This is a genomic window from Enterobacter quasiroggenkampii (assembly GCF_043972695.1).
GTDB lineage: Bacteria > Pseudomonadota > Gammaproteobacteria > Enterobacterales > Enterobacteriaceae > Enterobacter > Enterobacter quasiroggenkampii.
This window is the reverse complement of the sequence record NZ_CP143745.1, coordinates 610,166-633,970: the sequence shown is the minus strand read 5'-3', so window position 1 is coordinate 633,970 and position 23,805 is coordinate 610,166. Positions and strand designations below refer to the sequence as shown.

Here is a 23,805-nt window from a genome sequence, read left to right as displayed (position 1 = left end):
GAGAGGGTTAGGGTGAGGGGAAAATTGACTACTTGGCTTTAACCTTCCCTGCCACCAGCAGCGCGGTCAACAGCATCAGCGTGCCGGAAATCACCAGCGGTGACGTCAGCCCCAGGTGGTCGAGCGCCACGCCGCCAATCGCCGCGCCGCAGGTGTTTGCCAGCTGGATCACCGCCACCTGAATCGACCCGGCTTTTTCCGCCTGATCGGCGAGCGAGCGGGTGATCCACGTCGACCAGCCCACCGGCACCAGCGCAAAGGCAAAGCCCCAGATAATCGCAATGGCAGACGCGACCCACTTATCGCTGCCCCACAGCACCAGCACCGTGGCGCTCACTGCCAGTACCAGCGGCGCCCCCGCCAGCGCCACCTTCAGGGAGCGCTTCAGGAACTGGGACGACAGCGACGTGCCGACAAAGCTGGCAATACCGAAGCTCAGGAGCACCAGCGTCAGGCCGTCGACGTCAAAGCCCGCCATGGTCATATACACCGGGCGAATATAGGTGAAGAAGGCAAACTGCCCGGCAAAGGACATAAAGATCGCGGTCATCCCCGCCAGCACGCCGGGGCGCTTCAGCAGGCTGAACATGTTCTGCTTGTGGTGCGCCGCCTCGCCCGGCAGGGACGGCAGCGCCTTCCACACCCAGATAACGCAGAGCAGGCCCATCACTGCCGCCGCGTTGAAGACGTTACGCCAGCCGATAATCCCGCCGAGGAAGCTGCCCAGCGGCGCGGCAATCACCAGCGCGATAGAGACCGCGCCAAAGATGACGGACAGCGCTTTCGGCACGGTGCGCGCAGGCACCAGGCGCATGGTCAGCGAGGCGGACATCGCCCAGAAGCCGCCGAGCCCCAGCCCCAGACAGGCGCGCCCCAGCAGCAGAAGGGTAAAGCTTTCCGCGAAGGAGACCAGCAGGCAGGAGAGCGTCAGCAGTACGCTGAACAGAATGACCACTTTGCGGCGGTCGATGGTGCCAATCACCTGGGTGATAAACAGGCTGGCAAACATCGCCACAAAGGCGGTGACGGTAACGGATTGCCCCGCCACGCCTTCGGAAATGCCCAGATCCTGCGCCATCGGCGTCAACAGGCTCACCGGCAGAAACTCAACGGTAATCAGGCAGGCGACACAGAATGCCACGGCGAAAACGGCCGACCAGTTGGGGCGTGAAACCTCGCTGGTCTGTGGTCGGGTCGTGGGCTGAATATGTTCTGTCATGGCGTCACCTGAAGATGAAAACGTGCGGAAAAGTCGCGCAGTTTATCATCAAAAGTGTGACGAATTTAACGTTTAGACAACTTTTGTGGTTTTTAGAGGGGATCAGTGCAGGTAAAACACGCCCTCTTCCGGCAGGAAGAGCTGGTTATAGCGCAGCTGGAAGGCGTTCAGCTCCTGCGGATCGGGCTCCATCTCGCGCATAAAGCCGAGCGCCAGACGAATTTGCGCATCGGTGATCGGCGCGGCCAGGCGGGCTTTACGCAGCAGGCGGTGCCACGTGTGCAGGTTCTCTTCACTGCCGTCGACAATGCAGACCTGCCAGATCAACAGCACCTGTGCGGCGTTTTGCAGATGCGCCTCGTCGGGGCGCTCAAGGTAGCGGATAAACTCATTGCCCGGCGTTTTACCGAACTGATCGATCATCGACTCGACCGGCATCGGGGTGATGCCCAGACGCTCGCTTAAACGTTTGATGGCGCGGCGGGAATCTGAGGTCAGGACGCGAAATCCCACCACAAACACCACGGCAAGCGTTGCCAGCATTATCCAGACCATGCGTTCTCCTTTGACTAGCCGCTCATCATAGCGGGAAACGCAGCGCGTCGACAGCAGGCAGAACCAGAATAGTGCACTGAAAAGACGTTGCAGAACGGGGGATAAGGTATTAATGCCGTCGGCGGAAATAAAAAAGCCCGGCATCACACACCGGGCAAAGAAGTTACCTGCACACTCAGGCTGTTTTTAATTTCTGCGCACGATTCTCACGGCGAATTTTACGTTCTTCCATCACCGCAACCATCGCCATCAGGACGATACAGCCGATCGCTGCCGCATCCAGCGCCGCGAAGGTGCCCGCCCAGCCGGTGAGGCCGAAAATTGGCGTGCCGTCGGCGATCATTCCCAGACCCAGCTTGGCGAAGCTGTCGCCGATCAGGTAGGCGAAGGTGCCCTTGATCCCGTCGGCGGCGCCGATCGCTTTTTTCGGGACGAAGCCCACTGCCGCCACACCGATCAGCAGCTGCGGACCAAACACCAGGAAGCCGAGCGCAAACAGGGATGCGAGGTAAACGTACTGGTTGCTGGCATGCTGGTAGACGCCCAGCGTGGCGATAATCAGCGCCAGCGCGATACAGGCCACCAGCGCGCGACGGCCGTTGGCAAGGTCGGAGAGCCAACCCCACAGCAGCGTGCCGACCAGCGCGCCCACTTCGAACAGGGTGAAGCCCTGAATCGCCACCTCTTTAGAGAGCTTAAGCTCCTGGAAGGCGTACACGGTAGACCACTGGTCGATGCCGATGCGTACCACGTAGAGGAAGATGTTTGAGAAGCAGAGCAGCCAGATCACTTTGTTTTTCAGCACGTACTCAACAAAGATCTGCCATTTGGTCATCTCGTTCTCTTCGGTCTCTTTGTCCTCTTCGCTGATCTCCTCGCCGAACAGCTCTTCAGCTTTGCCGAGGCCGTAGGATTCGGGGGAGTCGCTGCCGAAGCGCAGGCCGATAAAGCCGACAATCAGGGCGATAATCGACGGGAAGATAAACATACCAATCACGTGGCCGTCGAACAGGTAGTTTGCGCCAAACAGCGCCACGCCTGCCGCACCCGCCCCGCCGAGGTTATGGGAGATGTTCCACATGCCGAGGTACGACCCTCGCTTGCGGCGCGGCGTCCATTTGGTGATAGTGGAGTAGCTGCACGACCCGCCGGTACTCTGGAAGAAACCGCTCAGGGCGTAGAAGGCGATCATCAGGAACAGGCTAACGGACCCTGCGCCCATGCTGGCGCTGAAGCCGAGCATACAGATGGCGGAGAGGATCAGCATAAACGGCAGGAACTGCTTGGTGTTTTTGCCGTCCGCGTAGTAGGACACGACCGTTTTCCCCACGCCGTAGGTGATGGAGAAGCCCAGGCCAATCATCCCCAGCTGCGTCATGCTCAGCCCGTAGGTGGAGATCATGTCGTTCTGCGCGATATTAAAGTTTTTGCGGATCAGGTACATGGTCAGGTAGCCGATGAAGACCACCAGATAGGACTGCATGAACGGTTTGAACCACATTTTGCGCCGCACATCGAGCGGCAGATCCAGGGTCGGCTTGCGCACCTGATTTAAGAAGGCCAGCATGGTTGGTTTACTCCTGAGCTGATTTTTGCAGCATTGTAAAAATCAGCCGGGAGAGATGCCTGAGACAGCGTCCAGGTAAAACCGGGAAAATTTCTTAGTTTTGCGCCACTCGGGGTGAAAAGGTGAGGCGCATCACATCACACTGGCTTCACGCGGGGCCTGGGCATGTAAAAACGGCAGCAGCAGCAGGGCGGAAATTCCCGCCGCGATGGCGATCACCGCGAAGAAACCGCTCCAGTGCCAGATGTCGATGACCCGCGCCAGCGGCCAGCCGGAGAGCGATGCGCCGAGGTAGGCAAACAGCCCGACAAAGCCCGTCGCCGCGCCTGCCGCCTCTTTGTGGGAGCACTCTGCCGCCGCCATGCCGATGAGCATCTGCGGGCCAAAGACGAAAAAGCCGGTGGTGAAGAAGCACGCCGCCTGCATGACGTAGCTGGCGAACGGCATCAACCACAGCGACCCGACGGAGAGCAGTATGCCGGCGGCGAAAATCAGGTTCATCGGGCCGCGGTTGCCGTTGAACAGCTTATCCGAGCCCCAGCCCGCCACCAGCGCGCCGATAAACCCACCCAGTTCGAACATCGTGACCGCCGAGTTAGCAGTGACCAGGTCCACGCCGAGCGTCTCGGACATGTACAGATTGCCCCAGTCGTTGATGGCCGCGCGCACCACGTAGACCAGCACGTAGCAGAGCGAGAGGAGCCAGATGTAGGGGTTTTTCAGCACGTATTTGGTGAGGATCTCCTTGCGGGTCAATCCCGCGCCCTCCTGCTGCTGGGCAATCTCCATCTCGTCGTGCCGCCAGTCGCCCACCGCAGGCAGGCCCACGGTCTGCGGCCTGTCACGCAGGCGCCAGCAGAGGAACAGCCCGGCGACAATCGCGAGACCGCCGGCAATCATCATCCCCGCGCGCCAGCCGTAGTGCAGCGCCGCGGCACCCACCACCATCGGGATCAGCGCCCCGCCGACGTTGTGCGCGGTGTTCCAGACGGCCCACCAGCCGCCGCGCTCGTTGCGCGAGTACCACGTCGTGAGCAGGCGGGCGCAGACCGGCGCGCCCCAGCCCTGGAAGAAGGCGTTCAGCGCCCACAGCAGGGCAAAGGCCCACAGCGAGGTAGAGAAACCAAACAGGATGTTCACCACGCCGGTGGCGATCAGCCCTACGCCCATGAAATATCGCGCGTTGGAGCGATCGCTGACGATGCCGGAGAAGAACTTCGACAGGCCGTAGGTGATGTAAAACAGCGTCGCCAGCAGGCCGATGTCGGTGCGCGTCATCACGCCGCTGGCGAGAATTTCCGGCGCGGCGGCGTTGAAGCTTTTGCGGGTGAAGTAGAACAGCGCGTAGCCGAGCCAGATGGCGATCAGAATATGGCGACGCCAGTAGCGGTAGCGGGCGTCGATTTCCGCTTTGTCGCCAATCGGCGCGACGCTGGCAGGGGTTTTAAACATGATAACTCCGTAGCGGCAGGCTGACGCTGACGCGCGTCCCGTGGGTGCAGGAGAGGTTCAGCGTGCCGCCCAGCGCCTTGACGCGCTCGCGCATGCCCGCCAGGCCAAAGCCCTGCTGCCCGGAGCCGGGCGGCAGACCGCAGCCATCGTCTTCAATTATCAGCATCAGGCGTTCGTCCTGCTGCCAGCCCTGGATCGTGACCGCGCTGGCATTGGCGTGTTTAACAATATTGTTCAGCCCTTCCTGACAGACGCGGAACAGCGTCACGCGCTGGCCTTCGCTCAGCGCAGATTCGTTAATTCGCCAGTCGAGATGGCTGACAATGCCGCGGCTTTCAAGCTCCATCTCGCGCATCAGGGAACGCACCGCCTGCTCCAGCGACAGGTCATCGAGCTGGCGCGGACGCAACCTGCCGAGCAGGCGTCGCACCGAGTCATACACGCCCAGTGAAAGCTGCTCGATATGCGCTCCGCCCTGCTTCACGCCCGCGTTTTCCGCCGCCAGACGCTGGACAATGCCCGCCTGGGTGCGGATGGCAGTGATCGTCTGGCCGATGTCATCGTGCAGCTCACGGGCGACCTCCTGCCGCACGCTCTCTTCGGTCTCCAGCAGGCGTTCAGCCAGACGCCGGTTGCGCGCCAGCTCGGTTTGCAGGGACTGGTTCAGCTCGCGCAGACGCTGAATGCCCGCCCCGAGCAGCAGCCCGGTCAGGCTCTGGGCCAGCAGCGAGAGCAGCAGATCCACCGGATGGTCGTGCCAGGTCTGGCTGGCAATCAGCGCGATGGCGTTCATCAGGGTCGCGATCAGCGCCCCCTGCCAGCCGTAGTGCCAGGCCAGGGCGATAATCGGCAGCGCCAGGCAAAACGGCGTAAAGCGTGAAAGCTCGGCAGGTAAACCGAGCTGAAGCCAGAGGCTCACCACGAACAGCAGCAGATACCAGATGAGATGCCTGGCGCGCCAGTTCACCGGTTGGGACACCAGCCCCGGACCAAGCGGTTGCCAGACGGTGCTGGAGAGATAGTGCCAGATAACGAGGCAGGTCGGCGCGAGCGTCAGGCCACCGGTTAGGGTGAGCAGCAGCGCGTTGAGCATCTCCTTATCGCCAACCCACGGCAGGGACTGCAGCAGCGCGGCGGCAATCAGCGCCGCCCCCTGGCGCAGCAGCGTGCGCCAGTCGCGCTGGTGACGGTAGCGGGAAATGAGCGCAACCGGGAGAAGCGTAAGCAGGCTTCCGGTCATCAATAATGGCAGATGCGCCAGAGCGACCTCCTGCGCCAGCCAGACCAGCAGCAGCCACTCTGCGCCCAGCAAAACGGGCCAGTAGCCGCGCGGGCACTGGAGCATTAACCCCAGTCGCAGGCCGAAGGGAAAGAGCAGCACCGCCAGCTCAGGACGTTCCACCAGATGCAGGCTGATGCTCCACAGGCAGAACCACGCGGCAGAGAAGATAAAAAAGCTGGCAACGACGGCGATCAGCCGTGAAAACACGGGACTCATTGCCAGCTGTCGAACATGCGGCGCGCCAGCTCGACGTCGTTGCTGACGTTGAGTTTTTCCATCAGGTTGGCGCGATGGACGTGCACGGTCTTCGGCGACAGATCCAGCTCGGCGGCAATCTCTTTTACCGACATCCCCTGCGCGAGCTTCTCAGCCACCTGACGCTCACGTCTGGTGAGCGGATCCTGTCGTCCGGCCGCCAGCTTGATGGCGATATCCGGCGTCAGGTAGCAGCCGCCGGTGGAGACGGTGCGCACGGCGGCAATCAGCTCGTCCGGCCTACAGCGTTTGGAGAGGAACCCGCGCGCGCCCGCGTTGAGCGCCTGCTCGACCAGCGCCGGGCTGTCGTGGACCGAGAGCATAATGGTCGCCATTCCTTTCGGCAGCTGGCTTAACAGCTCCAGCCCGGAGAGATCTGGCATCGAAATGTCGCAGATACAGACCTGCACCCCGCGCCCCGGCAGGCCCGCCAGCGCTTCGCGACCGGAGCCAAACTCGGCCACGACCTGGAAATCCGGTTCGAGGTTGAGAAGCTGGGCAAAGCCAGAGCGGACGATAAGGTGGTCGTCGATAAGGGCGATGGTGGTCATGTGTGTTCCTGCGGTCTGAAAAAGCCGGATGGCGCTGCGCTTATCCGGCCTACAAGAGCGAAAGACGCCTACCTTAAGCGATCTATTCGAAGAACACCGCAATTTTGTTAAACATGGTGGGATCGGACTGGTTGCGCGCCACGTTGGTGACGTCCTCCAGCTTGTCGATCTGCGCCATCATCTGCTCCAGACGCTGGTCATCGTTGACCAGTAGCCAGATGCGGCTGTGCTCGCTGCCCTGAATCGGCAAACAGAGAATGCCTTCCACGTTAAACGCCCGGCGGGCAAACAGCCCGCAGACGTGAGTCATGACGCCAGGATGGTTGCGGACGGTGAGTTCCAGAATGACGTTATCATGTTGTTTCTGCATGGCTTATTCTCCCACCATCTCAGTATTTGCCGCACCCGGCGGCACCATCGGATACACTTTTTGTTCAGGGTCGATACGGACGTGGATCAGCGCCGGGCCCGGACGCGAGATCGCCGCCTGCAGCGCCGCGTGGGCATCCTCTTCCGCGTTCAGATCGCAGGTGTGGAGGCCAAAGCCGGCGGCAATCTGCATAAAGTTAATCATCCCCGGATAGGTCGCCGCAAACACGCCCTGCTTGTAGAACAGGCTCTGCTGCTGGTGTACCAGGCCCAGCGCCTCATTGTTCATCAGGATGATTTTCACGTCTAACTGGTTTTCGGCTGCGGTCGCCATCTCCTGAATGTTCATCATCAGGCTGCCGTCGCCGGAGAAGCAGATGACCTTGCGGTCCGGATTCGCCAGCGCCGCACCAACTGCTGCAGGCAGACCAAAGCCCATGGTGCCCAGACCGCCGGAGGTGAGCCACTGGCGAGGACGGTTCAGCGGGTAGGCCTGGGCGGTCCACATCTGGTGCTGTCCCACGTCGGTGGTGATAATCGCGCTGTCGTCCACGCAGGCGGCCACGGCGTTGATCAGGCCGTAATGGCTCAGCGGGTCGCCTTCAGTTGGGATCGCGCCCGGGAACTCGCGCTGCAGATCGGCCACCAGCTGACGCCAGTCGGTGCGATCGGTCGCGTCGGTTTGCGGGATCAGCTGCGCCAGCACTTCGGCTACGTCCCCCTGAATCGCCACGTGCGGCTGCTTGATTTTACCCAGCTCGGCGCGGTCGATATCCACGTGAATGATTTTGGCATTCGGGCAGAACTGCTCGGTTTTACCAATCGCCCGGTCATCAAAACGCGCGCCCATAACAATCAGCAAATCCGCCTCTTGCAGGATGTAGTTGGTGCTGCGCGCGCCGTGCATGCCCAGCATCCCCAGGGACAGCGGGTGCGCTTTTGGCAGCATGCCGAGCGCCATCAGGGTCATGGTGGTCGGCAGATTGGCTTTTTCCGCAAACTGGCGGATTTCATCCGCGGCGTTGATCGCCCCGCCGCCCAGATAGAGCACCGGACGTTTGGCGGCGTTAATCATGGCGGCAGCGTCGCGCACGCTCTCAGCGCTGAACTCCGGCGCAGGGGCACGTTCACCCGGCTCCGGCAGAACGTCGATCTCAATTTCTGCGGTCTGGACATCCTTAGGAATGTCTATCCACACCGGGCCCGGGCGGCCGGACTGCGCAATGCGGAACGCATCGCTGATAACCTGAGGAAGCTCGGCGATGTCGCGAACTAAATAGTTATGTTTGGTGATGGGGATAGAGATGCCGTAGGTATCCACTTCCTGGAACGCATCGGTACCGATCATCGAGGACGGCACCTGGCCGGTAATGCAGATCAGCGGAATGGAGTCGAGACGCGCGTCGGCGATGGCAGTGACCAGGTTGGTTGCGCCCGGGCCGCTGCAGGCCATACAGACCGCCGGTTTACCCTGCGTGCGCGCCATGCCCTGAGCGATAAAGCCTGCCCCCTGCTCGTGACGCGCCAGCACGTGGCGGATCTGCGTGCTTTGGCTTAACGCATCGTACAGCGGCAGCACCGTGCCGCCGGGGATGCCCGCAACCGTGGTGATGCCCTGTCGCTCCAGCAGATGAACGATCAGCTGCGCGCCGGTAAAACGCGTCTTGGTGGATGTTGTGCCCGAACTTGCCATGCTCCAGTCCTTTTCTTCTGAGCCGACTTTCCGGGGAGGGTCCTAAACGAAAAACCCCGCCCGGTTTGCGCCGGCGGGGTTTTGGATTCGTGTGTTGATCCAGTCCCTACGGCGCATTGCCGACGACCACCACCACACGCACGACGACCACTGCGGCTGGTTGCGCAGTTTTTAGTAGGGTCGAAGTGAAGATGGATGAAGTCATTGGGGACCTGTGTTTGGAATCATTGATTGAATTTATACAAACACAGGTTTTCGGGCGTGACAATGGAAAATTTTTCATCTGCGCAAAAATGCGCCAGGGATCACGTTTCGTTTGTTGGGTTTGCTCTCCGTTTTCACCTCTCAAATTTGCCCGAAACGCTATTAGGTTCAGTCACATATTAATTTCTTATGAAAATCTGAAAATAGCGGCTCGAGGGTATTGCCGCAGGCTTTATGTGGTTATGATTTCTTCGAACCTAAGAACAACTACAAAAATACGAGAGCGTGCCGAGGGATACAGGCTGGTGTTAAGGAAGACAACATGAATAAGTTTTACACAATGCTTTTCGCGGCTTTGCTTTTACTGGCCGGATGCGACCAGCCCGTAAAAACGGAACCAGCCCCGCCTGGCGGGGGCGGAACCATTGAAGCCATTAACCACACCAGCTGGGCCATCAACCGCTTCAGCGTGAACGGGCAGTCCGGCCTCGATATTATCGGCCCGTATTCGGGTGGCGGCGGAGGCTGCTGCTTTGGCGTGAGCGGGCCGTGGACGCCCGGAATGACGGTGCAGGTTGACTGGGAAACGGGCGTCGCGTTTGCCAGCGATGTGCCGGAGATCCCGCAGCCTGATGAACCAGATACCACCGGGATGAACCGGGATGAGCGTTATAGGGCATGGCAGGCTTACTCAGATAAATATCACGAATGGTATGGCAAAATTAAAGCCATCAGTAAAACACATTCCCGAACGGTTCCGGTCCCCGATTACACCGGCCAGAAAACCTGCGGCATTACCGTTCACTTTCTGCCCTGTGACCAGGTGAAGGTCACCACCAGCTGCGCCGATTACGGCAGCCCGGATTACCCCATTAAAGACCCCGTGCATATGGAGAAGCCGACAGTATGTCCCCAGTGAATGCAGTATGGCGTACCCGCATTTTGCTGGCCGCAGCCCTGCTGCTGGCCGGATGCGACCAGCCCGTAAAAACGGAACCAGCCCCGCCTGGCGGGGGCGGAACCATTGAAGCCATTAACCACACCAGCTGGGCCATCAACCGCTTCAGCGTTAACGGGCAGTCCGGCCTCGATATTATCGGCCCTTATTCGGGTGGCGGTGGAGGCTGCTGCTTTGGCGTGAGCGGGCCGTGGAAGCCCGGAATGACGGTGAAGGTTGACTGGGAAACAGGCGTCGCGTTTGCCAGCGATGTGCCGGAGATCCCACAGCCTGAGCGGCCAAAAACCAAAGGAATGGACGAACAGGATTATTACAAAGCATGGCAGGCTTACTCAGATAAATATCACGACTGGTACGAAAAAATTAAAGCCATCAGTAAAACACATTCCCTAACGGCGCCAGTCCCCGATTATACCGGACAAAAAACCTGCGGTATTACCGTTCATTTCCTGCCCTGTGACCAGGTGAAGGTCACCACCAGCTGCGCCGATTACGGCAGCCCGGATTACCCCATCAAAGACCCCGTGCATATGGAGAAGCCGACAGTATGTCCCCAGTGATTGCAGCATGGCGCGCTCTCGTTTTGCTGGCTGCAGCCCTGCTGCTGGCCGGATGCGACCAGCCCGTAAAAACGGAACCAGCCCCGCCCGGCGGCGGGGGCGGAACCATTGAAGCCATTAACCACACCAGCTGGGCCATCAACCGCTTCAGCGTTAACGGGCAGTCCGGCCTCGATATTATCGGCCCGTATTCGGGTGGCGGCGGAGGCTGCTGCTTTGGCGTGAGCGGGCCGTGGGCGCCCGGAATGACGGTGCAGGTTGACTGGGAAACGGGCGTCGCGTTTGCCAGCGATGTGCCGGAGATCCCCGAGCCAGCGAGTCCAGATTTAACAGGTAAAAACAGTGAAGAAAGGTACAAATTAGCACAGGCATATTTCGATAAAAAACAGGAGTGGTATAAGAAATTAAAATCATTTAGTAAGAAGCACTCGCAAAACGCCCCCTTGCCCAATTATACCGGACAAAAAACCTGTGGTATTACCGTTCATTTCCTGCCCTGTGACCAGGTGAAGGTCACCACCAGCTGCGCCGACTATGGCAGCCCGGATTATCCCATCAAAGACCCCGTGCATATGGAGAAGCCGACAGTATGTCCCCAGTGAATGCAGTATGGCGTACCCGCATTTTGCTGGCTGCAGCCCTGTTGCTGGCCGGGTGCGACCAGCCCGTAAAAACGGAACCAGCCCCGCCTGGCGGGGGCGGAACCATTGAAGCCATTAACCACACCAGCTGGGCCATCAACCGCTTCAGCGTGAACGGGCAGTCCGGCATCGATATTATCGGCCCGTATTCGGGTGGCGGTGGGGGCTGCTGCTTTGGCGTGAGCGGGCCGTGGGCGCCCGGAATGACGGTGCAGGTTGACTGGGAAACGGGCGTCGCGTTTGCCAGCGATGTACCGGAGATCCCTGAGCCTGTAAGACCAGATCTTGCAGGCTTGAGCGATGCAGAAGGATACAGGGTAGCCCAAGCATATTTCGATGAAAAACAGAAATGGTATAAGAAAATAGAGTCTTTCAAGCAGCAGCATTCTCAATCGGTGCAAATACCCGATTACACCGGCCAGAAAACCTGCGGCATTACCGTTCACTTCCTGCCCTGTGACCAGGTGAAGGTCACTACCAGCTGCGCCGATTACGGCAGCAGGGATTATCCCGTCAAAGACCCCGTGCATATGGAGAAGCCGAAAGTATGTCCCCAGTGAGTGCAGTATGGCGTACCCGCATTTTGCTGGCCGCAGCCCTGCTGCTGGCCGGATGTGACCAGCCCGTAAAAACGGAACCAGCCCCGCCCGGCGTGGGCGGAACGATTGAAGCCATTAACCATACCAGCTGGGCCATCAACCGCTTCAGCGTGAACGGGCAGTCCGGCCTCGATATTATCGGCCCGTATTCGGGTGGCGGTGGGGGATGCTGCTTTGGCGTGAGCGGGCCGTGGACGCCCGGAATGACGGTGCAGGTTGACTGGGAAACGGGCGTCGCGTTTGCCAGCGATGTGCCTCAAATTCCTCCTCCTGAGCGGCCAAATACTAAAGGAATGGATGAACAGACCTATTACAAAGCATGGCAGGAGTACGCAGATAAACGCCGTGAATGGCGAGCAATAATCAAAAGGTTGAATAAAAAACATACTCAAACCGTTCCGGTCCCCGATTACACCGGCCAGAAAACCTGCGGCATTACCGTTCACTTCCTGCCCTGTGACCAGGTGAAGGTCACCACCAGCTGCGCCGACTACGGCAGCCCGGATTACCCCGTCAAAGACCCCGTGCATATGGAGAAGCCAATAGCATGCCCAAAATAACCCCTGATAAAGTCTGGTTTCCACCGATTTTTCCTGGTGAAGGAAGACTCCCAACCGAAAAATCACACTTTGTGCAAAACTGCAGGAAACAAGACAGTCTGGAAACGACATATCATAACCAGCTTTGCACGGCTGCAAACCGACGCGTCTTACCTCCCTGCTGTAAAACGCTGCATATCAGCCTTTTCTTTGACGGTACGGGCAACAACCTGAATCATGACCTCTATGAGTCGACCCCGCCTCATCCGACCAATATCGCTCGCCTGTTCCGTGCCACCATAGGACAAGGCTATGCAGGGGGCACCGGCGCGCATAACGCAGAGCTGGTCGATCAGGACGGCGTCGCGCACAACCAGTATTACAAATACTATATTCCCGGCGTCGGGACGCCTTTTCCGGAGGTGCTGGATCTCGACTTCAGTGATGCAGGCCTGAAATACGCAGCTTACGGCGAGGAGCGCATCATCTGGGGTCTGCTTCGGCTGGTAGACGCTCTGCGACGTACGCTTGGGCTTGGGAAACTAAGCGATGATGAAAACTGGCACTCCATTCAGGCGATGAACTCCAGCTATTCTCAATCCAACTCTCATGGAGAATACCTGCGCCACACAGAGCTTTTCCGGCTGCTGAACGGGTTGGGGAAAACGCTGGAAATCGCGCTAACGCAGCCAACGCCGGGCACCTCTAAGCTGCTGGGAATCAAACTCTATGTTTACGGTTTCTCTCGCGGAGCGGCCTCCGGCCGGGCCTTTGTTAACTGGCTTAACGCCCTCCTTTCTCCTTCCCGGGAAGGGGCCTTACAACCTTTTTGCCTGGCGACAAAGCAGGGTGAAATTCCGATTAGCATTGAATTTCTGGGCCTGCTGGATACGGTCGCTTCCGTAGGGATTGCCCATATTGCCCCGGTTGCGGAAGGTCATATGGGCTGGGCCGACGGAACGATGGAATTGCCGGACAATGCGCTGATTAAGCGCTGCGTGCATCTGGTTTCGGCTCACGATCAGCGGTTGTGCTTCCCACTCGATTCAATCTGTCGTGCTGACGGGCGGTATCCTGAATATGCCGTAGAGGTGGTTTATCCTGGGATGCATTCTGATATTGGGGGCGGGTATCCACCAGGGGATCAGGGTAAAGCGACCGGTAATGATGATCGTTTTTTACTGTCGCAAATACCATTAAATGAGATGTTTTCAGCGGCTTTTAATGCAGGCGCACCATTAAAAATACTTGAAGAATCCCTCCCAGATGAGATGAAAAAAGATGTATGGCGCATCATGCCTACCAGTTTAAGAGATGAATTTTATGTTGAAACCTCAATAGTCCAACGCTTCAACGCCTGGCGCCAGCTCACTCTTGATTTACCTCTTTCCGAAACTGGCATTCCCGACGAACAGGCAACCCACTACTCCCCCGTTCGCGCTCGAGTCAATATCATCGAAGCGCTTGAAAACCAAATCGGCTGGATAACCGCCTGGCGCATCAATCGCTACGCCCAGGAAACATTCCGGAGCCAGCGCTTTTATCACGACGCCGCAGCCAATAATCAAAATCAGGATAACGATCCTGGCAAAAGGGCGGAACGGGAAAGAGAACGCGAAAAATTACAAAAAGATGCAGAAAGAGAGCGAATTAAACAGCTCGGTAGCCACCCGCAGGGTCAGTTTGTGATGCTTAAGACAGGCCCAAAAGACTTTGATGCTTTGCTCGGGCAAACACAGCTTTTACAGGCCGCATTCGAGTTCAAAGAGGACTATCAGGGCGTTTCTCGTACTCAGGCAAAAAGCACAACCTACGCCGTACTCGATTACTTCAAAGGTTTTGTTTTTGCCTTTAACCAGGATGACATTCCCGTTGAGTTTAAAAAGATCAAAGAGGCGGGGAAACAACACCTGGAAACACTGTTTCCACCACAAGGGGAGCAGAGCAATGCCAATGAACCCTCAGGACTAACAAGAGCGCTTTTTGATGACCAAATCCATGATTCCCGCGCCTGGTTTATGCACAGCGCGTTGGGCTCGCGCGAACCCTGGGGCAGTTATTTTATCTACCGTATGATCTATTTCGGCGAAGCGACGAGTAAACAGGTTAAGCCACTCTCCATGCTGGGCTATGTTGCAGGACTGGGTTACCCCATCTCAACGCACGAGGTCCAGTTTCTTATTGAATTGCAAAATATCGGGCAGGGGCCATCTGCCGCCGTCGAACAACGCATTTCTGTCCTTGATGCCAGCACGGGATATCCGCTGGGGGTACTGCAGGATAAAACCCGGCAAATACCCTGCGTTCACTACCCTGCCGCAGCCCTGGCAGAGTGTCAAAAAGCGGAGGAAATGGCCTTTGAACAAAAGAGAGCCGCAATACGGTCTTACGTTGAAAATATGAATTATTCAGACTGACAGAAAACAAAAAACCCCGCCTAAGCGAGGTTTTTATCAGGGTTTTGCGGTTGGTCGCCGCAGAACACACTGTGTTACGTCAACGCAAAAAAGTATACGCGATCGAAGACGAACGCGCAATTCCGGCACGGATTTTGACGTTTTTGAGTATGGATCGCCTTTCGATTTTTGTCCAAAAAATACTGTTCATACATACAGTATTTATCTATACTGAGGGTGTTCGCAGTGAGCGAGGGGGCCGCAGTTCTACCGGCGCAACGAAGTCCTGGCTGAAACGGGTGGTGCCGTCAGTGCCTTAACCCCTGAAGTGAGCACACTGTGTTACGTCAATCCAGGTGCTGGCAACAGGCGGCGGAAAGGTACGCCAGCATCGTGCTCCTTTTAACCAAAAGGAGACGCGTATGAGCGTAGTGGATATGGTGATACTTATCCTCAAACTCATTGTTGCTGTACTGCAACTGCTTGATGCTGTCCTGAAATTCCTTCGGTAATTCAGGTTCAAGTCGCACCTGAGAGGGGCGGGCAACCGCCCCTCTTTAATAACGAGGGAATGCTATGTCGCGTCTGTTAATTGAGCCTGTTACGCCTGATGAGCCGGGGTATATCGCCCTGAAGGCGGAAAGTATTGCACTGAATTTTAACATGCTGCGCAGGCTTGAAGAGAGCTGGCAGCGGGGTGAGAACCGCTTTAACGCGCCGGGCGAAAAGCTGTTAGGTGCGTTTCTTAACGGCAAGCTGGTGGGCGTGTGCGGTCTGAATCGCGATCCGTTCAGCCAGCAGCCGCGCGCTGGACGTATTCGCCATCTCTACGTCAGCGAGAAGTGCCGCGGGCTGGGGATTGGCAAGCAGCTTTTAACCGTCGTGATGGCCGATGCCAGCATCTGGTTTGATTTCCTCAATACCCATGCGCCGGACGCTGCCTACGGGTTTTATCACCGGGCAGGTTTTACGCTGGTCTCGGACGAACCGCGGGTGACGCACCGCCTTTTTTGTGCGGTGTAACCGGCTGGCAGCTTCAGGGCGTGAATGTTACAGTTGAGTGACAATTCATCACCCGATACGCCATGACCATCACCGTATTCTGCATTTTGCTGTTCGCCGCCCTGCTGCATGCCAGCTGGAATGCCATTGTCAAAGCCGGAACGGACAAGCTCTATTCCGCGATTAGCGTCAGCGGCTCCGCCACGCTGATTGCCCTGGTGCTGCTCCCCTTCTCTCCACAGCCCTCTGCCGCAAGCTGGCCGTTTTTGTTAGTCTCCTGCGCCTTACAGGTGGTGTACACCGTGCTGGTGGCAAAGACCTATCAGGTCTCCGATATGAGCCAGACCTATCCGCTGATGCGCGGCACCGCACCGCTGCTGGTGGCGCTGATCAGCGTGCTGGCGCTTGGCGATCGTCTCTCCTGGCTCGCCTGGTCCGGCATTGGGGTAATTTGCCTGTCGATTCTGGCGATGGCGATGAACGGGCGCATGCAGTCGCGCAAGGGGATCTGGCTGGCGCTGCTGAATGCCTGTTTTATCGCCGGGTATACCCTGGTGGACGGCACCGGCGTGCGGCTGTCAGACACCGCGCTGGGCTATACGCTGTGGACCTTCTTTATGAACGGCTTTTGCCTGCTCGGCTGGGCGATGGTCGCGCGTCGACGCGAGGCATCCGGCTACCTGCGTCTGCACTGGAAAAAGGGGCTGCTCGGCGGCGTTGGCACCATGGGCTCGTACGGTCTGGCGCTGTGGGCAATGACGCAGGCACCGCTGGCGGTGGTTGCGGCGCTGCGGGAAACTTCCATACTCTTTGGCGCGCTGATCGCATTTTTGCTTTTAAAAGAAAAGGTTGCGGGCCTGCGCATCGCGGCGGCGCTGGGCATTGCTGGCGGCGCCATTCTGCTGCGCCTGGCGTAAAGCACTGGCAACATTAGTTGCCGTTCTTGTTTACAAATCCTGCCTTTACCGGTTTTTTCATTCACCACAACAATGCTTAAATTGTCATCTCTCTGTGGTAGATTCCTCGCGCATTTATGGGAATGCGCAGTCACTTATTCTTCATTTTTCTCTTTTGGCAAAAGTATTCAGCGACATGAAAAAGCAACGGAACGTTAACTTATTGTTGATGCTGGTGTTACTGGTGGCCGTCGGTCAGATGGCGCAAACCATCTACATTCCGGCGATTGCCGACATGGCAAAGGAATTAAACGTCCGCGAGGGCGCAGTACAGAGCGTAATGGCAGCTTACCTGCTGACCTATGGCGTTTCGCAGCTCTTCTACGGCCCGCTCTCCGACCGCGTAGGGCGTCGCCCGGTGATCCTGGTGGGCATGAGCATTTTCATGGTGGCGACCGTCATTGCGATGACCACCCATAACCTGACCGTATTGATTGCCGCCAGCGCCCTGCAGGGCGTCGGGACCGGCGTCGGCGGGGTGATGGCGCGAACCTTACCGCGCGATATGTATCAGGGTACCCAGCTGCGCCATGCCAACAGCCTGTTGAATATGGGCATTCTGGTCAGCCCGCTGCTGGCCCCGCTGATCGGCGGCCTGCTGGACACCATGTGGTCCTGGCGCGCCTGTTACGCCTTCCTGCTGGTGCTCTGCATGATTGTCACCTTCAGCATGGCGCGCTGGATGCCGGAAACGCGCCCGCAGGACGCGCCGCGCACGAAGCTTATCGCCAGCTATAAAACGCTGTTCGGCAACGGCGCGTTCACCTGCTACCTGCTGATGCTGATTGGCGGCCTGGCGGGTATCGCGGTGTTTGAAGCCTGCTCCGGCGTGCTGCTGGGCGCGGGGCTTGGCCTGAGCAGTATGGTGGTGAGCATTCTGTTTATTCTGCCGATCCCGGCGGCGTTCTTCGGCGCGTGGTTTGCCGGGCGACCAAACAAACGCTTCTCCACCCTGATGTGGCAGTCGGTGATCAGCTGTCTGCTGGCGGGTCTGATGATGTGGATCCCGGGGCTGTTTGGCGTGATGACCGTCTGGACGCTGCTCATCCCGGCGGCGCTATTCTTCTTCGGCGCGGGGATGCTGTTCCCGCTCGCCACCAGCGGCGCGATGGAGCCGTTCCCGTTCCTCGCAGGTACGGCGGGCGCGCTGGTGGGCGGTTTGCAAAACATCGGTTCCGGCGCGCTGGCCTGGCTCTCGGCGATGATGCCGCAGACCGGGCAGGCTAGTCTGGGGTTGCTGATGACGCTGATGGGGCTGCTGATTTTACTGTGCTGGCTGCCGCTGGCGTCGCGTGTCCCGCATCACGAGCAGCCGGTTTAACCGCATGATGGCCCGGCTTCTCGCCGGGCTTTTCACAGACAGGGGCGATCATCGCCTGCAACAACGGCTCTGGCGCAGGCCGCCAGGCGCCCTCTTCCCCGTCGTAAAACTGGAAATCCGCGTTAAGCGCATACGGGATTTTCGCCTTTTGCAGCTCGCAGGCCATAAAGGTAGCGAACGCTATTTGCGAGGCGGTTGGCGTAAAGCGGCTTGATTCTCCCACGCCCCAGCCCCCGACCCAGCTAACGTGCCCGGTTTTTTGCTGCCAGTGCAGCGCGGCATTGATGCGGTTACGGATTGCCGCTTTCTCCGCCGCCGTGCCGGACGTCCACGGGTATTTGCCGCCATTCTTCAGCGGCCCCCACGGGAAAATATGCCACTCCGCCAGCAGATAGTTTTGGCTGTGCGCGGGCAGCTTCAGGCTGGATAACTCCTCCGGCGCGGCACGCAGGCGTGGCGCGATGAAGATCATGCGCTGTGGGTCGATGTCGTGGATCGCTTTGATGGTTTTTTCATAGACGCGGTTTAACGACGCCAGATTGTGGTTAAGCTTGTCGGCGGGCTCATAAATGAGATCAAAACCCAGCAGCGGGTAGCTCTGACCGAAATAGTGCGCCACGGCAATCCACCAGTTGACCGTCTCTTTCTCGTTATCGGCTTTCGGGTCGTTTTTATATTCATCAGCCTGATACGCGACTATCGGGATCACGCCATACTGCTCGCAGGCTTCCACCAGCTTGCGCAGGTGGATCAGCCGCGCTTCCGTCGGCTCATCGGCGACACGGATGCGCACGTGGGTAATGCCTTTAGCCCGAAAATCGCGTACCACCAGCGGGTCGAATTCACGTATGCCGCGCTCGGTGCGCGCCCAGTCCACATCCATCCCGACGCCCAGCTGCTGCGCATAAAGGGCGGCCGTCAGCGGCGGCTCAGCGGCAATGGCCCAGCCGGAAGAGATCAGTAATGCACAGGCAATAAAAGGCTTTAACACGGTTTACCCTGGATAAATCGAAAGCATTACCTGTATTTAGCACGCTTTTTCACATTTGGTGTAGCGCGAAAGCGTAATAATTCTTCAACCTGCCAGTTCTCTCAGCCAGCCGATAAAGGCGTCAATTTTCGGCCACTGACGGCCCGAAAGCGTCGAAATATAGTAGTGCTGATGACATTTCAGGGTCTTGTCACCAAACGGAGCGATGAGTTCGCCCCGTTCAAGCCGTTTTTGCACCAGCCGCTTTCTGCCCATCGCGACGCCGACGTGGTTGATGGCCGCAATGATCGCCAAATCGGAACGATCGAAACCAATGCCCGATGATGGCGGCATATTCGCCGCAAAGTGCTGCGCCCAGCTCAGCCACTCATCCGTACCAGAATCATTGCTCCAGGCCTGACGGTCGTGCAGCAGCGTGCAGTGGCTAAGGTTATCGGGTTTTTTCAGCAGCTCATGCTCGCGGGCATACTGCGGCGAGCAGACGGGCAAAATCTCTTCGTCCATCAGGAAGTGGTGAGACAGATGGTTTGGCGGGGTATCGTCGAAGTAGAGCGCCAGATCGACACCTGTTCGCTGCATATTGACGTAATCATTACCGGTCAGGATGGTGAGCGAAATTGACGGATAGCGGCGGGTAAAGTCGCCCAGCATGGGTACCAGCCAGCACTGGGCGATCGACGGCCGGGAGTAGACCGTCAGCGTGCCGGACAGCGCCTGGTTTTTGATGTCCAGGATCTCCTGATTCAGGGTGTCGAGGGACGATTTTAGCGTCCAGTAAACGCGCTTTCCCTCCTGCGTCAGCTCAACTTTACGGTGCGAACGGACAAACAGCTGAATACCCAGCTCCTCTTCCAGCAGATTAATGCGGTGGCTCACCGCGCTGGGGCTAAGCGACAGTTCCTCCGCCGCCAGCGCGAAGGATTCATGCCGGGCCGCCACTTCAAAGGTGTACATTTTCGACAGTTGCCAGCCGTTGAGCAGCCGGTTTCTGGCTTCATTTGCATCGGTCATCACAATTCTCACGCGTGGTTTCTGCGCTCAGCATACCGTTTAAGGGTGAATTTATGTGAACCTAATGCGAGTTAAGTGCGTTTTTTAGAGCGCAGTCACTCAGTTGATTCAATCTGGCTCACCTGAACGCCAATTTATATCGTTTGTCAGCCCACGCCGCTTTTTCGTCCAATACCCCCAGATGACATAAGGGTGAGGTGAGATATGGGATCTCAGGTCTGGGTTGTGGCAACGCTGCTGGTCAGCATTGTGTTGATTGTTTTAACCATCGTAAAACTGAAGTTTCACCCGTTCCTCGCGCTGCTGCTGGCGAGCTTTTTCGTCGGCGCAATGATGGGAATGAGCCCGCTGGATATGGTAAACGCCATTGAGAGCGGGATTGGCGGCACGCTGGGCTTCCTGGCGGCCGTGATTGGTCTTGGGACCATTCTCGGCAAGATGATGGAGGTTTCCGGCGCGGCAGAGCGCATCGGGATCGCCCTGCAGCGCTGCCGCTGGCTGTCAGCAGACGTGATTATGGTACTGGTCGGCCTGATCTGCGGCATTACGCTGTTCGTGGAAGTGGGCGTGGTCCTGCTGATCCCGCTGGCGTTTTCCATCGCCAAAAAGACCCACACGTCGCTGCTCAAGCTGGCCATTCCGCTCTGTACCGCGCTGATGGCGGTGCACTGCGTGGTGCCGCCGCATCCGGCTGCGCTGTTTGTGACCAATAAATTAGGGGCGGACGTCGGGACGGTGATCGTCTACGGCCTGCTGGTGGGCCTGATGGCCTCTCTGGTCGGCGGCCCGCTGTTCCTGAAACTGCTCGGCAATCGTCTGCCGTTTAAACCGGTTCCGGCGGAATTTTCAGATCTGAAGGTGCGGGAGGAGCATACCCTGCCGTCGCTGGGCGCCACGCTGTTTACGGTGCTGCTGCCGATTGCCCTGATGCTGGTGAAGACCATCGCCGAACTGAATATGGCAAAAGAGGGCACGCTGTATACGCTGCTGGAGTTTATCGGCAACCCGATCACCGCGATGTTTATCGCCGTGTTTGTCGCCTATTACCTGCTGGGGATCCGCCAGCACATGGGCATGGGCGCGATGCTGACCCATACGGAGCACGGCTTTGGCTCTATCGCCAACATTTTGCTGATTATCGGCGCGGGCGGCGCGTTCAACGCCATCCTGAAAACCAGCGGACTGGCGGACTCGCTGGCGCATATTCTCTCGAACCTGCACATGCACCCTATTCTGCTCGCCTGGCTGGTGGCGCTGGTGCTGCATGCCGCCGTTGGCTCCGCGACGGTCGCGATGATGGGCGCCACGGCCATCGTCGCGCCGATGCTGCCGCTCTACCCGAACGTCAGTCCGGAGATCATCACCATTGCCATCGGTTCCGGCGCAATTGGCTGCACGATCGTGACCGATTCCCTCTTCTGGCTGGTGAAGCAGTACTGCGGCGCGACCCTGAATGAGACCTTCAAATACTATACGACGGCGACGTTTATCGCCTCGGTGCTTGCACTTGGCGGCACATTCCTGCTTTCTTTCATTATCTGAGCGCGAAGAGACGTATTATGGAAAACGCAACTATCACCACTTTAACCGCACAGTTTCCTCTTGTTGAGGATCTGATTGCCCTGAAAGAAACCACCTGGCTTAACCCGCGCACCACCACGCTAGCGGAAGGGCTGCCCTATGTCGGGCTGACCAAAGCCGACGTGGACGACGCCCATGCGCGACTCAACCGCTTCGCGCCGTATCTGGCGAAAGCCTTCCCGGAGACGGCGGCAACGGGTGGGATTATTGAATCCGAACTGGTCGCGATCCCGGCAATGCAGGCGCGGCTGGAGAAAGAATCTGCTAAGTCTATTCCCGGCACGCTGCTGCTGAAAAAAGACAGCCATCTGCCGATTTCCGGCTCGATTAAAGCGCGCGGCGGTATCTATGAGGTGCTGACCCACGCGGAAAAACTGGCTCTGGACGCCGGATTACTGAGCGTTGAGGATGACTACAGCATCCTGCTGGAGCCGCGCTTTAAGGACTTCTTCAGCCAGTACAGCATTGCGGTAGGCTCAACCGGCAACCTGGGGATGTCCATCGGTATCATGAGCGCCCGCATCGGCTTTAAGGTGACGGTGCATATGTCCGCCGACGCCCGCGAGTGGAAGAAAGCCAAACTGCGCAGCCACGGCGTCATCGTCGTGGAATATGAGCAGGATTACGGCGTGGCGGTGGAGCAGGGACGCAAAGCGGCAGAAAGCGATCCGAACTGTTTCTTCATTGACGATGAAAACTCCCGCACCCTGTTCCTGGGCTACGCGGTGGCAGGCGAGCGGCTAAAGGCGCAGTTTGCCGCACAGGGCCGCGTGGTGGATGCCGATCATCCGCTGTACGTCTATCTGCCGTGCGGCGTCGGCGGCGGCCCTGGCGGCGTGGCGTTTGGCCTGAAGCTGGCCTTTGGTGACAACGTCCACTGCTTCTTCGCGGAGCCCACGCACTCCCCGTGCATGCTGCTGGGCGTCTACACCGGCCTGCACGACGAGATTGCCGTACAGGACCTGGGCATTGATAACGTAACGGCAGCGGACGGGCTGGCGGTAGGACGCGCGTCTGGCTTCGTGGGCCGCGCCATGGAGCGCCTGCTTGACGGGTTCTATACGCTTTCCGATCAGAGCATGTACGACATGCTCGGCTGGCTGGCGCAGGAGGAAGGCATTCGGCTGGAACCGTCCGCGCTGGCGGGCATGGCCGGACCGCTGCGCGTGCCTTCAGATGCCAGCGTTACCCACCTGGTGTGGGCGACCGGCGGCGGCATGGTGCCGGAAGACGAGATGGCGAAGTATCTGGCGAAAGGGAAGTAATTATGCCGGGTGGCGGCTGCGCCTTACCCGGCCTACGGTTCGCGGCAGTTGTAGGCCCGGTAAGGCGTAGCCGCCACCGGGCTTTATAAGCTCACAATTTGCTGAATGTGAGTCACTGCGAAGAGTAAAGACAGAGACAGCACGGCCAGGGCGATCAGGAACTTATCCCGCACCGCCTTCGGCTGCACAACATCCTCTTTTGCCACGTCCATCAGATTACGACTGCGGGTATAGCGCCATAAAACGATCGCCACCAGCGCCAGCACAACAAGCGAGATCCAGAACGGCACCCCGGTGCGGTGCCAGTTGTGCTTAATCGCCAGGGCAATCAGCGCACCATACCCCAGCAGCGTGCGCAGCCAGGCGAGTGACGTCCGCTCCGGCTGCAGGCCGGGGTCCGCTTCGCGTCGCGCTTTGCGGCTATCCGCCATAGAACACCAGCACCATCACCACACCCGCCACCGCCAGCAAAATCGCGCTGATGATGAGTAACCCGCGCGTATAGGGCAGATCCTGCTTCAAACGCATCGCTTTTTCATTGCGCAGCCAGCGCAGGTAGCCGTAAATCGCCAGCACGCCCGCGAACAGGCACAGCAGCAGCGCCAGCACCTCGCGAATCAGCGGGGTGGCGAAATCAGGCGCGAGCTGGTCGAGCCCCACCCCGGCGGCAAGAAACCCCAGCGCGGTGCGGATCCACGCTAAAAACGTGCGTTCATTAGCCAGCGAGAAGCGGTAGTCCGGCGCTTCGCCGAGGCGGGAAATTTTCATAAAGGTTCCTTGTCGAGCTACGGGCAGGCTTCAGCATAGCGTAAATCGACAAGGACAAGGAGACCGGCAT

At 58.5% G+C, this 23,805-nt stretch carries 25 protein-coding genes; 12 read left to right on the top strand and 13 right to left on the bottom strand.

Features of this window, described 5'->3' with window-relative positions:
* Positions 1-28: 28 nt before the first annotated feature.
* The 9 genes from nepI to ivbL form a co-directional block, all read right to left on the bottom strand.
* Positions 29-1,219 carry a purine ribonucleoside efflux pump NepI gene (nepI, locus tag V1572_RS03080; protein WP_045907945.1) on the bottom strand — a complete coding sequence of 397 codons (1,191 nt, stop codon included), beginning with the start codon at positions 1,217-1,219 and terminating at the stop codon, positions 29-31.
* Positions 1,220-1,321: 102 nt separating this feature from the next.
* Complete coding sequence (locus V1572_RS03075) at positions 1,322-1,774, bottom strand: DUF1198 domain-containing protein (RefSeq protein ID WP_008500140.1); 453 nt, start codon at positions 1,772-1,774, stop codon at positions 1,322-1,324.
* A 175-nt stretch (positions 1,775-1,949) separates the two neighbouring features.
* The gene (gene uhpT / locus V1572_RS03070) at positions 1,950-3,341 is read right to left on the bottom strand and encodes a hexose-6-phosphate:phosphate antiporter (protein WP_395299691.1); all 1,392 of its coding nucleotides are present in this window, start codon (positions 3,339-3,341) and stop codon (positions 1,950-1,952) included.
* Between the two features lie 132 nt (positions 3,342-3,473).
* Entirely contained in the window at positions 3,474-4,793 is a 1,320-nt protein-coding gene (locus V1572_RS03065; RefSeq protein ID WP_252074018.1) for an MFS transporter, read from the bottom strand.
* Positions 4,786-6,291, bottom strand: coding sequence for a signal transduction histidine-protein kinase/phosphatase UhpB (uhpB, locus tag V1572_RS03060; RefSeq protein ID WP_196346937.1), 1,506 nt, complete (start codon positions 6,289-6,291; stop codon positions 4,786-4,788). Before uhpB ends, V1572_RS03065 begins: the two co-directional genes overlap by 8 nt.
* A complete protein-coding gene (gene uhpA / locus V1572_RS03055; RefSeq protein ID WP_395299690.1) occupies positions 6,288-6,881 on the bottom strand; it encodes a transcriptional regulator UhpA in 594 nt (197 codons plus the stop codon). The genes uhpB and uhpA overlap by 4 nt, the downstream gene beginning before the upstream one ends.
* Before the next feature lie 82 nt (positions 6,882-6,963).
* Positions 6,964-7,251, bottom strand: coding sequence for an acetolactate synthase small subunit (gene ilvN / locus V1572_RS03050; RefSeq protein ID WP_008500144.1), 288 nt, complete (start codon positions 7,249-7,251; stop codon positions 6,964-6,966).
* Between the two features lie 3 nt (positions 7,252-7,254).
* A complete protein-coding gene (gene ilvB, locus V1572_RS03045) occupies positions 7,255-8,943 on the bottom strand; it encodes an acetolactate synthase large subunit (protein WP_395299689.1) in 1,689 nt (562 codons plus the stop codon).
* A 106-nt stretch (positions 8,944-9,049) separates the two neighbouring features.
* Positions 9,050-9,148: an ilvB operon leader peptide IvbL gene (gene ivbL, locus V1572_RS03040; RefSeq protein ID WP_057979964.1), complete on the bottom strand. Its 99-nt coding sequence runs from the start codon at positions 9,146-9,148 to the stop codon at positions 9,050-9,052.
* 321 nt (positions 9,149-9,469) lie between these two features.
* Between ivbL and V1572_RS03035 the strand changes: the two genes are divergently transcribed.
* The 10 genes from V1572_RS03035 (at position 9,470) to emrD (ending at position 18,119) form a co-directional block, all read left to right on the top strand.
* Positions 9,470-10,066, top strand: a complete 597-nt coding sequence (locus V1572_RS03035) for a DUF3304 domain-containing protein (protein ID WP_045907949.1) — start codon at positions 9,470-9,472, stop codon at positions 10,064-10,066.
* Positions 10,054-10,665, top strand: coding sequence for a DUF3304 domain-containing protein (locus V1572_RS03030; protein WP_395299688.1), 612 nt, complete (start codon positions 10,054-10,056; stop codon positions 10,663-10,665). Before V1572_RS03035 ends, V1572_RS03030 begins: the two co-directional genes overlap by 13 nt.
* Entirely contained in the window at positions 10,653-11,267 is a 615-nt protein-coding gene (locus V1572_RS03025) for a DUF3304 domain-containing protein (RefSeq protein ID WP_395299687.1), read from the top strand. The genes V1572_RS03030 and V1572_RS03025 overlap by 13 nt, the downstream gene beginning before the upstream one ends.
* The gene (locus V1572_RS03020) at positions 11,255-11,866 is read left to right on the top strand and encodes a DUF3304 domain-containing protein (RefSeq protein WP_395299686.1); all 612 of its coding nucleotides are present in this window, start codon (positions 11,255-11,257) and stop codon (positions 11,864-11,866) included. The genes V1572_RS03025 and V1572_RS03020 overlap by 13 nt, the downstream gene beginning before the upstream one ends.
* On the top strand, positions 11,854-12,465 hold the full coding sequence (locus V1572_RS03015; RefSeq protein ID WP_045909375.1) for a DUF3304 domain-containing protein: 612 nt from the start codon (positions 11,854-11,856) through the stop codon (positions 12,463-12,465). The genes V1572_RS03020 and V1572_RS03015 overlap by 13 nt, the downstream gene beginning before the upstream one ends.
* The gene (locus V1572_RS03010) at positions 12,453-14,861 is read left to right on the top strand and encodes a DUF2235 domain-containing protein (RefSeq protein ID WP_045909374.1); all 2,409 of its coding nucleotides are present in this window, start codon (positions 12,453-12,455) and stop codon (positions 14,859-14,861) included. Before V1572_RS03015 ends, V1572_RS03010 begins: the two co-directional genes overlap by 13 nt.
* A gap of 401 nt (positions 14,862-15,262) precedes the next feature.
* The gene (gene tisB, locus V1572_RS03005) at positions 15,263-15,352 is read left to right on the top strand and encodes a type I toxin-antitoxin system toxin TisB (RefSeq protein WP_023309830.1); all 90 of its coding nucleotides are present in this window, start codon (positions 15,263-15,265) and stop codon (positions 15,350-15,352) included.
* Between the two features lie 64 nt (positions 15,353-15,416).
* Positions 15,417-15,863, top strand: coding sequence for a GNAT family N-acetyltransferase (locus V1572_RS03000; RefSeq protein WP_395299685.1), 447 nt, complete (start codon positions 15,417-15,419; stop codon positions 15,861-15,863).
* Between the two features lie 62 nt (positions 15,864-15,925).
* On the top strand, positions 15,926-16,759 hold the full coding sequence (locus V1572_RS02995) for an EamA family transporter (RefSeq protein ID WP_045909373.1): 834 nt from the start codon (positions 15,926-15,928) through the stop codon (positions 16,757-16,759).
* A 175-nt stretch (positions 16,760-16,934) separates the two neighbouring features.
* Positions 16,935-18,119 carry a multidrug efflux MFS transporter EmrD gene (emrD, locus tag V1572_RS02990; RefSeq protein ID WP_032676063.1) on the top strand — a complete coding sequence of 395 codons (1,185 nt, stop codon included), beginning with the start codon at positions 16,935-16,937 and terminating at the stop codon, positions 18,117-18,119.
* On the opposite strand, the gene V1572_RS02985 is transcribed toward emrD, so the two are convergent.
* Both V1572_RS02985 and dsdC read right to left on the bottom strand, forming a co-directional pair.
* Entirely contained in the window at positions 18,022-19,110 is a 1,089-nt protein-coding gene (locus V1572_RS02985; RefSeq protein WP_262766270.1) for a glycoside hydrolase family 5 protein, read from the bottom strand. The genes emrD and V1572_RS02985 overlap by 98 nt on opposite strands.
* A gap of 84 nt (positions 19,111-19,194) precedes the next feature.
* Positions 19,195-20,121 (bottom strand): DNA-binding transcriptional regulator DsdC, encoded by a 927-nt coding sequence (gene dsdC, locus V1572_RS02980; protein ID WP_395299684.1) that lies wholly within the window; start codon positions 20,119-20,121, stop codon positions 19,195-19,197.
* Between the two features lie 204 nt (positions 20,122-20,325).
* Between dsdC and dsdX the strand changes: the two genes are divergently transcribed.
* A complete protein-coding gene (dsdX, locus tag V1572_RS02975; protein ID WP_048030330.1) occupies positions 20,326-21,663 on the top strand; it encodes a D-serine transporter DsdX in 1,338 nt (445 codons plus the stop codon).
* A gap of 17 nt (positions 21,664-21,680) precedes the next feature.
* Positions 21,681-22,967, top strand: a complete 1,287-nt coding sequence (gene dsdA, locus V1572_RS02970) for a D-serine ammonia-lyase (protein ID WP_048030329.1) — start codon at positions 21,681-21,683, stop codon at positions 22,965-22,967.
* 83 nt (positions 22,968-23,050) lie between these two features.
* On the opposite strand, the gene V1572_RS02965 is transcribed toward dsdA, so the two are convergent.
* Both V1572_RS02965 and V1572_RS02960 read right to left on the bottom strand, forming a co-directional pair.
* Positions 23,051-23,398, bottom strand: coding sequence for a DUF202 domain-containing protein (locus tag V1572_RS02965; RefSeq protein ID WP_048030328.1), 348 nt, complete (start codon positions 23,396-23,398; stop codon positions 23,051-23,053).
* The gene (locus V1572_RS02960) at positions 23,388-23,735 is read right to left on the bottom strand and encodes a YidH family protein (protein WP_024907384.1); all 348 of its coding nucleotides are present in this window, start codon (positions 23,733-23,735) and stop codon (positions 23,388-23,390) included. Before V1572_RS02960 ends, V1572_RS02965 begins: the two co-directional genes overlap by 11 nt.
* Between the last annotated feature and the right edge of the window lie 70 nt (positions 23,736-23,805).